This is a genomic window from Clostridia bacterium (genome assembly GCA_012841935.1).
Lineage (GTDB): Bacteria > Bacillota > Peptococcia > DRI-13 > DTU073 > DUTS01.
In genome coordinates, this window is the sequence record DUTS01000050.1 from 1 (window position 1) to 10268 (window position 10268).

Consider the following 10268-nt stretch of genomic DNA (forward strand, 5'->3'; position numbering starts at 1 on the left):
AAGCCCTTTCCTTGAAAAAAACTAATAAAAAAGAGGCCCCACTTACTAAACCCAAGCCCAAACAAACCAATATTTTAGATAATCCGGCTGAACGAGTAATAAAAAAACCTACCAATGAAGAGGTGATAGTCATTGCTAAAACCGGGATAGCAATAATTAAACCTTTTTTTACCCCTTCCAACTGATATTTTACTTCCAAAAAATCAGAAAGATAAAACAGTAAACCAAATAAAACAAACAAGACTGTAGCCCCAGCCAAAAAGGCCCCAAGTAAAGCAAAACCTTTACATTGAAAAATTTCCCCTAAATCTTTTCCATATCTTGTAAAGGAAAGAGCCTCTTTTTGCTTAACAGGTTCTTGAATACCAAACCATAATCCCAAAATTAAAGGAATGCACAATAAGGGGAAAAGAAAAAAAACCGCCCACCATGCTAAAAGACCAATTAAAGATCCAATAATGGGGCTAGCTATTTTACCCAAACCATTGGCCCCTTCTAAAAAACCTAGTACCCTACCCCGCATTTTATCTTGATATAAATCTCCTACCAAGGCCATCGCTAAAGGGGCGGTTCCCGCAGCCCCAATGCCTTGTATAATCCGACCAATCATAATAAAAAAATAAGCATTTTTCCATCCGGCTGCAGCCACAAATCCCGCCAATAATCCTCCCAAAGCATAAATAATCAAAGAAATAATAATAATTGGTTTACGCCGGATGTGATCAGATAAAAAACCAAATAAAGGAATTATAACACCCGCTGGTACGGAAAATAACGTAATTACTAAACCAACCTGAACCTGAGAAAGTGAAAGAGCTGCCTTCATTTGGGGTAAAACCGGAATTAACATAGAATTACCTAGAACCATTAGAAAAGGCACCCCACATAAAATTAAACCAGGGAACATTTTTTTAGTGGACATTAGTTACTCCTTTTGACTAGTAATCTCCACACTAGTATTTCCCCGGAATAATAAATTATCGCCAAAAATTTATTATTTTTATAAAAAGAGCTGCTAAACCCGCCGCCATCAAGGGACCCACCGGAATTCCCCCCAAAAAAATAATTCCGATTAAGGAGCCAATAATTAAACCAAACAATAATTCCGGATGAGCTTGTAATAAACTTAAACCTGCCTCATTTAAATGAGTAGCCACAGCACCACCTAAAAAAGCAAACAAACCGATTCCCGAAAAAAGCCCGGCCTTTAATTCTGATGTAGAAAATTTACCCCGAGCCAAAGGTGTCAATACAGAAAGCATTAAAAAAAGCAACCCCATTTCTAAGGCCCGCCGCTCAATCAAAGGAAAATAATGAGTGAGGTGAGATAATTTTAAGACCATTAAAATACAGGCCGCAATCGCGATTAAAGGGGCTTTTCCCAAAATACCAATAATAATTAAAAAAATTAATCCTGTTTCACCCCACATTAACTTCCCTCCCGAAAAACGTCTCATAAAAACCTATGCCAAAATTAACATTCTTAAAACCTTTTCCCTAGCATAGATTTCTCTAGAGGTGAAAAAAATGCACCCTATTTTATCCATGGCTTTTTGGATGGGTTGTTTAAGAATTTTTTCCGGATGTTTAGAAATCACAGCAGGATTTTTCATGCTTCATTTTCGCAGTGTGGAAACAGCCCTAAAAATTAACAGTGTCTTAGCTTTAGTCGGACCTTTAATTATGATTACCGTTACATCCTTAGGTTTAGTAGGAATCAGTTCCCAAGTCTCTTTGGAAAAAATGTTAATTATTTTAAGTGGTGTACTGTTAATTTTTTGGGGAATAAATAAAATATGAATAATATTTTTGCTTTAGCACACAATAAAAATGCCGGCCGGAAGATCACGCAGGAGGTGGTAAATTGACTGTAGGAACACAAATGCACCAGACTTTAGCTTCCTTGGAATCTGCTTGTGCTGATTTAAAATCATTTGCCTTAGAAACTGAAGACAAAACCGCAAAAAAAATGTTTGCCGAATACTCACAGCAGCTTGAATCTATTTGTCAAGGCATGAAGGCTAGATGTAATTATATCGAACAAGAAGAACCCCAATATAAAGTCTTCGAAAGTGCAATCCAACAAGGTGTACAACATGAAAACCAACATGAGGACATGAACACTACGCAATATTAACCACCAAGGGGAGACTACTTTACAGCAGTCTCCCCTTTTTGAATACCTACTAGAAGAGCCAAAAATAATAAAAACAAACCAGAAACCACATTTAAATAAAAATTCCCCAATTGCAAACTGGCCATAACTAACAAACAAACTCCGTAAATTAAATAACCCCGCTGACGTCTTTTTTTCAAAATCTGCTGCTTAATTACCTGCAAACGCCTAGGTGTAGAAGCGGCCCTTGCCCTTAACATAGTCACATTAGGTGCTAAAGAGGTAGCAGCTAACAAAGACCAAAATCGTTCCCCAAAATATAAATCCAAATCAATTTCTGCAGGTAAAAAAGTTAATTCTTTAGGGGAAAAAGCTAATTCACCCGGAACAAAAACCTTAATTAACTTTAACTTACTTCTTTGACATTGCCGAATAGCAGATAACAATTCAGACAAACTGAGAGCTTCTTCCCCATAAATATCTAGATAAATAAAAGCCCAGGTTTTCTGTGCATAAGCAACCAGGGCATAATTATCCTTATGTTCTCTTAACTTACCAGCAGGTAAAACAACATTTTTCAAAATTAATAATAATTCCCCCAAAGATACAGAGGCTAAACGGCTGCGCAATTCTGCCAGGTACAATTTTTGAAACAATTCTTTTTTGGGCATCCCAGACTCCTTAAATACTATTTGTTAATAGTATGCCCTACAAATACTTTTCTAAAGGAATTCATAATGAAATTACATGAGCAGGACTATAAGGTTGAAATATTTCCTTAATTACTCTGCCCTGTGAATCCATTACTAAAGTACCATTATGCAGAAAACGGTCTTGAACACGATACCTTAAATCCATAAAACGACAAACCAATTTTTCATCTTCTTTTTCCACATAGAAATGATAAAAAGGTGTAAATTCCCTAAACAACTGCCCCAAAAGAGTTTTTTGAAAAATAGCCGCCAAATCTTCACGCACACGTACCAACTTTCGAAAGATCTGACAACTGCCCTTAGCTAAATGGAGACTGCCTACAATAAACTTATTTTCCGTTTCTAAAATAAAATCCCAAAGCAAAGGATTAGCACTAGCAGGCAGCACATTTAAAGAAAACAAACATTTTTCCGGAAAAAACCTAGTACGTAAAATTTTCTCAGCCCATTTTTTTAACAACCAACGCCCACCTAAATAAAATCCCACCAACCCCCAAAAGACAGATTGTTTACTTAAAAGACAAATCAGTACTAAAAAAGGGTCAAATAAGGGCAATAAATTTAAAGTGTATTTTCGCTGACTTAGTGGCCATAAAATTTTCACCCCATAAGAATTTAATAAATCCAAAAATAAATGGGATAAAAAACCTACTAAAACCCCGGCGAAAAGTCCGCCAAAACCATAATTAGGATAAAAAAAAGTTAATACCCAACCAGTAAGGGCAGCTGCCACTACCGCAGTAGGTAGGGAATGGGAAAAACCCCGATGTTGTTTTAAATAGGCATAATCACCTCTGATTTGAAAAACAATATCAGCATCAGGCAAAAGACTGCCAATTACACTAGCTACCAAGGTACCATTAGCTAAAGAAAGAGAACCCCCATTTTGTAAACCCAAAGCCATACCAACTAATCCATGTGTTAACGGATCCACAGTATTTCCTCCACTCCATAAAAAAACTCGCAGGTCTAAAACCTCCGAGCCTTATTATAGCATGGGTAACTATAGCTATTAAGCGGGAATCTTTACCACTAATCGAGAAACTCAAATTGCCAACCATAAATACTTACCGTTTCCCCGTTTTTAATTCCTTTTTCACGCAGTGCCTCCTCTACTCCTAAACGTCTTAAAGCCACAAGGAAATAACGCATACTATCTTCATATTGTAAATTATATTTTTGTACCAAAGCTTCGACCTCAGAACCAGTGACCTCCCATATCCCATCAACCAATTCTATTTGATAAGGCTCCTTTTTTTCTACTTTTACCTGACACAGCTCCTCTTTAGGAATGATTAAAGGCTGAGGCGGCAAATCAATAAGTAATTCCGCAAGACGCCATAACATTTTCTTTAGACCTCGACCAGTGATCGCCGAAATAGGGAAAATTTCGTATTGATCAGCCCATTTTTTCTGAAAACGCTTTAAATTTTCCTGAGCACCGGTTAAATCCATCTTATTAGCCGCAATAATTTGCGGTCTAGCTTTTAAATGAGGACTGTATTTTTCCAATTCCTCATTTATTATTTGAAAATCTTCTAAAGGATCGCGTCCTTCTGAGGCCGACATATCCAAAACATGCAGCAACAAACGGGTTCGTTCGATATGCCGCAAAAATTGATGTCCCAAACCAACACCCTCACTTGCCCCAGCGATTAATCCTGGAATATCAACCATGACAAAACTATTTTCATAATCCAAACTAACCATACCAAGATGCGGCTGCAGTGTCGTAAAATGATAATCGGCAATTTTAGGCTTAGCAGAGGAAACATGAGCCAAAAGCGTTGATTTACCGACATTGGGAAACCCTACTAAACCAACATCTGCTAATAATTTTAATTCTAAAAGCAGCCATCTAGCTTCACCTGGCTGTCCATTTTCCGCAATACGGGGTGCTCGAGTTACAGATGTAACAAAACGGGCATTACCTTTTCCACCTCTACCACCCTGTGCAGCTACAAAGGTTTGCCCAGGTTGACTTAAATCAGCAACAATTTCTCCATTAGCCGCCAATCTAATAACTGTACCTACAGGTACTTTAATAATTAAATCCTGTCCAGCCGCTCCCTGCATATTTTTAGCTTTACCATTTTCACCAGCAGGAGCTTTAAAATGTTTACGGAGACGAAAATCAGCTAAAGTAGAAAGCCCTTCTTCGGCTCGTAAAATAACATTACCTCCATTACCACCATCACCACCGGCAGGACCGCCCATAGGAACATATTTTTCACGACGAAAAGCCACCATGCCCTGACCACCATCACCTGCTTGAACGTAAATTTGAGCATAATCAAAAAACATAAATTTCACCACACTTTTATTTTAAACAAATGATAAATTCTTGCCAACCGACTGTTTTTATTTCCACATTAACAGTATCTACCTTTGGAGAAACTAGCTTGTCACCAGAAAACGTTAATTTTAATCCCTTACCCTGCTGAACAGCCTCAATTTGAAAAACGTGAGATTTAGTTATTTGTGAAAAAATGGATAACAAACAGACTGCTGTCTCCTCTTGAAATTCCTCCCAATAAGTCCAAGTAATTTCTTTCACGAAATGGAAAAACTGTTCGGAAAGCTGCCACTCACTTTTTAACCAAAGAAAAAATGCCTGTAAATAAGGGGAAGGAAGCACACTTAATAAATTATAATTTTGCACAGTCTGACAAGCCTGCTGACAATATTTCCGTGCTCGCGAAAGATTACCTAATTGCAAATAACCACCAATTACTTGCAGTTCATTTAAAAAATCATGCCGCATAGTACTATGTACCATTAACAGTTTTTTTAACAACTCAACCTGCACTTCGCCACCTCCCCAAATTAAAAAACCCCGGCAGGGTCCGGGGCTTTTTACACTACGGTTGAATAGACACTAACTTGCTTTTTACTTTTTCCTTTTCTTTCAAAAGCTACATAACCATCTACTAAAGCATATAAAGTATCATCTTTACCCAAACCCACATTATGGCCGGGATGAATTTTTGTGCCTCTTTGTCTAACCAAAATACTGCCGGCATTTACTAATTGACCATCTGAACGCTTCAGACCCAAGCGCTGTGCCTGACTATCACGCCCATTACGCGAACTACCCATTCCTTTTTTACGGGCGAATAATTGTAAATTCATTTCAAACATGGTCTCCACCTCCTCTTTTCAACCTGTAAATACATACCATAATTCTTTTTAATAGCTTCCAATCCCAAATAAAGTGTAGTTAATAATAGTTCGACTTTTTCTAGTTCCCCAGTAGTTATTTCTTTTGGCAGCCAACAAGCTAAATAACCTGTTTCTTTAATATTAACTAAAGGCTCAGTAGTTAAAACCTCTTTTAAACCAAGAACCGCAGTTTGAGTAAGTGCGGAAACAGCCGCACAGACCAAATCTTTGCCATGGGGAGCATATTGGGCATGTCCACGGGCCACAAAGCCTTTAACTTTTTTTTCGTGATAATAAAAAGAAACATAAATCATAATTGTTCTATTTTTTCCACCTCAACTTTAGTAAAAGGCTGCCGATGGCCATACAATTTACGATAATGTTTTTTAGGCTTGTGTTTAAAAACGAGTATTTTCTCATCTTTACCATGTTCCAAAACCTTCAAAACAACCTTAGCCTTTTCAACATAAGGTGTACCAAGAGCGATCTGATCACCATCAACAATAGCTAGTACATGTTCAACTTGAAAAGTTTCGCCCTCTTTTACGGGTACCTTTTCAATATTAAAAATGTCTCCTTCTTGAACCTTGCACTGTTTCCCACCAGTTTTAATAATTGCGTACATACAAATACCTCCTCACCTAGACTCGCCATCTCCAAGGTAGCAGCATGCTTTTTAACCCGAGCTGAGCGGTTTGGCAGGCTAACTGCCTAGAACATAAGAAGAATATCATATTTTTAAACAAAAGTCAATTTTTATTTTTCACATATGGCATTAATTACCATGATTACAACATAATTCCCGATTAAGACTAATCACAGCCTGACGATATAAATCCCGCTCGATAACGAACTGAATATTTACTTGACGCAGAGATTGTGAAATACAATGAATATTAATACCTTCATTAGCTAAAACTGTTGCTGCCTTAGCTAACACACCAGGCTGAGCAATATTAGAACCAATCAAAAAAACTACAGCCATTTTTTCAACTCTAACTGACTCAAATGCAGTTTTTAAATCCTGTACCAAACCTGTACTTAATTCCTTTTCCCAAATAACCAAAGAAATGCTGTTGGCATTAGTAGCCTTCATAATATAACTAACATGATGGGCCTTGAATAATTTCATAATTTCATAATCAAAACCTACTTGCCCCACCATTGATGAATCATGAATTTCAATAACTATAATTTCATCTGAACCAGTTATAATTTCTATTTTAGATTCCCGACCTACATAATCTTTCTTAATCAGGGTTCCAGGATGATGTGGATCAAAAGTATTTTTAATTCTTAAATTAATACTGGCCCTTTCCAATGGTTTAGCAGATTTAGGATGAATAGCTTCCATACCTACATCAGCCAATTGATCAGCCACATCGTAATTTGTATTCCCAACAATAATTGTATTTTCCGGACCCACGATCAACGGATCTGCCGAAGATAAATGAAATTCTTTATGAATAATTGCTTCATCGGCATTTAATAAGACGGCAATTTTTGAAAAAGTAACCTCAGAATAGCCGCGATCAAATTCACGCATAATTCCTTCCACCCCACGCGTATAACCTGTAGCTACCACAATTTTATTCCGATAATCCACTTTACTAAAAGCCTTGCTAATTCTTTGATCAATAGTATAACCAGTAGGATCATGAAAACCGGTTAAATCCACCAACTGGGCCTTTATTCCCCTGTTTTTCAAAATATTTACCGTATTATAGGCTGAATGGGCTTCACCCAATGAAGCTAATAATTCACGTGCAGCCAAAAAGATGTTTTTCCGTCCCACATATCCCGAGGAAATTACTTTTTCCATACTATTTAAGTAAGCTCTAGTTTGCTCAATACGTTCTTTCAAAAAAAGATTAGCCTCTACCAAATTTAAACCAATTTCCTCAAACTTGGTGTTGATTTCACGTAAGTGCAGATGTAACTTATCTAATTCATCTTCATAATTTTCATTATTTACAAACCAAGTATAAATACCCGGAGCACCAGTTTTTTTATCTTCCAAAAGCAAATTAGTTACCCCACCATAAGCTGAGACAACCAAAACCCTACCATAACGAAATTCTTTTTCTCCAGGTAAATGAATAATATTTTCCAAAACATGGCGAAATTGTGACATCGAGGTACCACCAATTTTTTCTACGGTTAACATCAAATCAACTCCCTACCTGAAAAGTATTTAATTTTCGAAAGTGGCCGCAACACGTCCTTTGCCATCACAAAAAGGACATTTTTCCTCTAAAACATTAGTTAAAGGTGGTCTAATTTTTTTCCGTGTCATTTCCACAAAACCTAAAGCAGTTAAACCTAAAATAGATGTTTTTACGCGATCCTTTTTTAATTCATTTTCTAAAATATCTAATACTTTTTGGCGATGTTCCTCTGTGTCCATATCAATAAAATCAATAATAATAATACCACCTATATTTCTCAACCGCAACTGTCTAACAATTTCTCGAGCAGCTACACAATTAGTTTTAAAAACCGTATCAGCAAGATTAGAGGCACCAATAAATTTACCAGTATTAACATCAATTACCGTCAAAGCCTCAGTTTGATCAAAAACTAAATAGGCACCGTTCTTTAACCAGACTTTTCTATTTAAAGAACGTTTTATTTCTTTTTCAACATGATATTTATCAAAAAGCTGTTGAGTATCACAGCGGTCAACACGCTGTTTTAGGTCGGGGGCAAAAACATCTAAATAAGTGAGAATACGTTCACTTACACCTGCAGAATTAATTCTTAATTTCTGCACATCCTCACTAAATAAATCACGCAAAACCCTAGGAATAAGTCTTAAATCCTGATGTAAAAGTGTGGGAGCAGAAGAATTTGCCATTCTCTGCTTTATCTTTTGCCAAAGTTTCAAAAGACTTTTTAAATCCTGTTTAAACACCTCGGGAGAAGCCCCAGCCGCAATTGTCCGCACAATCAAACCTGCTTTTTCCGGTTTTAACTCTGAAGCTATTTGGGTCAGTCTTTCACGTTCAACTTGTTCTTCAATACGCAGAGATACCCCTATATGTGCAACATGAGGCATTAACACCAAATAACGCCCAGGGAGAGTAAGTTTGGTAGTAACACGTGCCCCTTTACCACCTACCGGTTCTTTTTTTACCTGTACCACAATTTCTTGTCCTTCTTTAACCAAATCACAAATATTAACTGACCCATTAGCCGGACAATTACTTAAATCCTGTACATATAAAAAAGCATTCTTTTCCAAGCCAATATCTACAAAGGCCGCCTGCATACCTGGTAAAACATTATTAACTATTCCTTTGTAAATATTACCGATAATTCGTTCATCACCACCCTGTTCCACATAAATTTCCGCTACTTGTCCTTCTTCCAAAACTGCTACTTTGGTAACCCCATTTGTTACATTTACTAAAATCTCCCGATACATAATTTTCACTCCCTAAATGGGCTTTACGATTTTTCCAATGGTGTATATAACTTGCCTGCTTCAAAAATATAAAGTCCACAGCGATTTATTTGACAGCTAACATCTTCATTCAAAAATAAATATTTTTTTGCCAATTCCAATACTTCCTGTGGCCGTACCTGATTTTCCCCCCCGACAGCCAAATCAAAAAACAAAGATAATTTTTGTTGGTCTGAACATGCCCACAGATCAAAAATACCCGGCCTGATATCAATTTTCCGCTGCCTTTTTTTACTTTGACGCGTAATAAAAAAGGAATCAAGAGCAAGTATTTGTTTAACAGCTTGAGCTATTTCATTTTCCGAAAAATCTCCGGAAAAAATAGTAAGCTCATAACGAGCTAAATTGATTAAAGAGGTTAAACTTTTTTGCCGTTTTTTTACCGGCACGACTTCTTTAATTTTAATACCAGCAGGTAAAAAACGATTAAGCCTTTCTTTAATTTCTTGGGGAGAAATTTCCGTTTTTAATTCCACATCCAAATACTCTCCACTACTAGTCACTCCTACGGCAAGTGCCCCAGCATAAGAAATACGCGGTTGGGGATTAAATCCTTTTGAAAAAACAAGAGGAAGACCTGCACGACGAAAAGCCCTTTCCAAAGCCCGCATTAAATCTAAATGAGATAAAAAACGAACCACCGCTTCTTTACTATATTGTAAACAATAAAGCATTGTTCTTATCACCGTTGCCAAAACCTTATAAAACTCTATAAGTTCTGTTTGTTTCCCTGTTCTTCCTGTCCAGTTTCGGATAAAACCTACCGCTGTTTGATATAACAGTCCAAGGGCTTAACTTCGGGTACAACGAA

At 36.9% G+C, this 10268-nt stretch carries 14 protein-coding genes; 2 read left to right on the top strand and 12 right to left on the bottom strand.

Features of this window, described 5'->3' with window-relative positions; all coding sequences use genetic code 11:
* The coding region (locus GX687_02955) for an MFS transporter (protein ID HHX96408.1) at window positions 1-922 on the bottom strand (922 nt) is incomplete at its 3' end.
* A gap of 55 nt (window positions 923-977) precedes the next feature.
* The gene (locus tag GX687_02960; GenBank protein HHX96409.1) at window positions 978-1430 is read right to left on the bottom strand and encodes a DUF441 domain-containing protein; all 453 of its coding nucleotides are present in this window, start codon (window positions 1428-1430) and stop codon (window positions 978-980) included.
* A 97-nt stretch (window positions 1431-1527) separates the two neighbouring features.
* On the opposite strand from GX687_02960, the gene GX687_02965 reads away from it, so the two are divergent.
* Complete coding sequence (locus GX687_02965) at window positions 1528-1800, top strand: YqhV family protein (GenBank protein ID HHX96410.1); 273 nt, start codon at window positions 1528-1530, stop codon at window positions 1798-1800.
* Between the two features lie 64 nt (window positions 1801-1864).
* Window positions 1865-2137 (top strand): DUF1657 domain-containing protein, encoded by a 273-nt coding sequence (locus tag GX687_02970; protein HHX96411.1) that lies wholly within the window; start codon window positions 1865-1867, stop codon window positions 2135-2137.
* Between the two features lie 14 nt (window positions 2138-2151).
* Here the strand turns inward: GX687_02970 and GX687_02975 are convergent, their stop codons facing one another.
* The 10 genes from GX687_02975 to GX687_03020 all read right to left on the bottom strand — a co-directional run bounded on the left by GX687_02975 (window position 2152) and on the right by GX687_03020 (window position 10152).
* Window positions 2152-2787, bottom strand: a complete 636-nt coding sequence (locus tag GX687_02975) for a hypothetical protein (GenBank protein HHX96412.1) — start codon at window positions 2785-2787, stop codon at window positions 2152-2154.
* 61 nt (window positions 2788-2848) lie between these two features.
* Window positions 2849-3763, bottom strand: a complete 915-nt coding sequence (locus tag GX687_02980) for a metal-dependent hydrolase (GenBank protein HHX96413.1) — start codon at window positions 3761-3763, stop codon at window positions 2849-2851.
* Window positions 3764-3861: 98 nt separating this feature from the next.
* Window positions 3862-5133 carry a GTPase ObgE gene (obgE, locus tag GX687_02985; protein ID HHX96414.1) on the bottom strand — a complete coding sequence of 424 codons (1272 nt, stop codon included), beginning with the start codon at window positions 5131-5133 and terminating at the stop codon, window positions 3862-3864.
* Window positions 5134-5149: 16 nt separating this feature from the next.
* Window positions 5150-5638, bottom strand: coding sequence for a hypothetical protein (locus tag GX687_02990; protein HHX96415.1), 489 nt, complete (start codon window positions 5636-5638; stop codon window positions 5150-5152).
* 47 nt (window positions 5639-5685) lie between these two features.
* Window positions 5686-5961: a 50S ribosomal protein L27 gene (gene rpmA, locus GX687_02995; protein ID HHX96416.1), complete on the bottom strand. Its 276-nt coding sequence runs from the start codon at window positions 5959-5961 to the stop codon at window positions 5686-5688.
* Window positions 5958-6305: a ribosomal-processing cysteine protease Prp gene (locus tag GX687_03000; protein HHX96417.1), complete on the bottom strand. Its 348-nt coding sequence runs from the start codon at window positions 6303-6305 to the stop codon at window positions 5958-5960. Before GX687_03000 ends, rpmA begins: the two co-directional genes overlap by 4 nt.
* Window positions 6302-6616 (bottom strand): 50S ribosomal protein L21, encoded by a 315-nt coding sequence (rplU, locus tag GX687_03005; protein HHX96418.1) that lies wholly within the window; start codon window positions 6614-6616, stop codon window positions 6302-6304. The genes GX687_03000 and rplU overlap by 4 nt, the downstream gene beginning before the upstream one ends.
* 150 nt (window positions 6617-6766) lie before the next feature.
* Window positions 6767-8158 (bottom strand): aspartate kinase, encoded by a 1392-nt coding sequence (locus tag GX687_03010; GenBank protein HHX96419.1) that lies wholly within the window; start codon window positions 8156-8158, stop codon window positions 6767-6769.
* A 27-nt stretch (window positions 8159-8185) separates the two neighbouring features.
* Window positions 8186-9418: an Rne/Rng family ribonuclease gene (locus GX687_03015; protein ID HHX96420.1), complete on the bottom strand. Its 1233-nt coding sequence runs from the start codon at window positions 9416-9418 to the stop codon at window positions 8186-8188.
* 23 nt (window positions 9419-9441) lie between these two features.
* Complete coding sequence (locus GX687_03020; GenBank protein HHX96421.1) at window positions 9442-10152, bottom strand: DUF2344 domain-containing protein; 711 nt, start codon at window positions 10150-10152, stop codon at window positions 9442-9444.
* Window positions 10153-10268 lie beyond the last annotated feature (116 nt).

What these genes read in the sequence shown, in the direction of transcription:
- GX687_03015 (HHX96420.1), bottom strand. Translation starts at nt 9,418, where the DNA reads ATGTATCGGGAGATTTTAGTAAATGTAACAAATGGGGTTACCAAAGTA.
- rplU (HHX96418.1), bottom strand. Translation starts at nt 6,616, where the DNA reads ATGTACGCAATTATTAAAACTGGTGGGAAACAGTGCAAGGTTCAAGAA.
- GX687_03000 (HHX96417.1), bottom strand. Translation starts at nt 6,305, where the DNA reads ATGATTTATGTTTCTTTTTATTATCACGAAAAAAAAGTTAAAGGCTTT.
- rpmA (HHX96416.1), bottom strand. Translation starts at nt 5,961, where the DNA reads ATGAATTTACAATTATTCGCCCGTAAAAAAGGAATGGGTAGTTCGCGT.
- GX687_03010 (HHX96419.1), bottom strand. Translation starts at nt 8,158, where the DNA reads ATGTTAACCGTAGAAAAAATTGGTGGTACCTCGATGTCACAATTTCGC.
- GX687_02965 (HHX96410.1), top strand. Translation starts at nt 1,528, where the DNA reads ATGCACCCTATTTTATCCATGGCTTTTTGGATGGGTTGTTTAAGAATT.
- obgE (HHX96414.1), bottom strand. Translation starts at nt 5,133, where the DNA reads ATGTTTTTTGATTATGCTCAAATTTACGTTCAAGCAGGTGATGGTGGT.
- GX687_02960 (HHX96409.1), bottom strand. Translation starts at nt 1,430, where the DNA reads ATGTGGGGTGAAACAGGATTAATTTTTTTAATTATTATTGGTATTTTG.
- GX687_02975 (HHX96412.1), bottom strand. Translation starts at nt 2,787, where the DNA reads ATGCCCAAAAAAGAATTGTTTCAAAAATTGTACCTGGCAGAATTGCGC.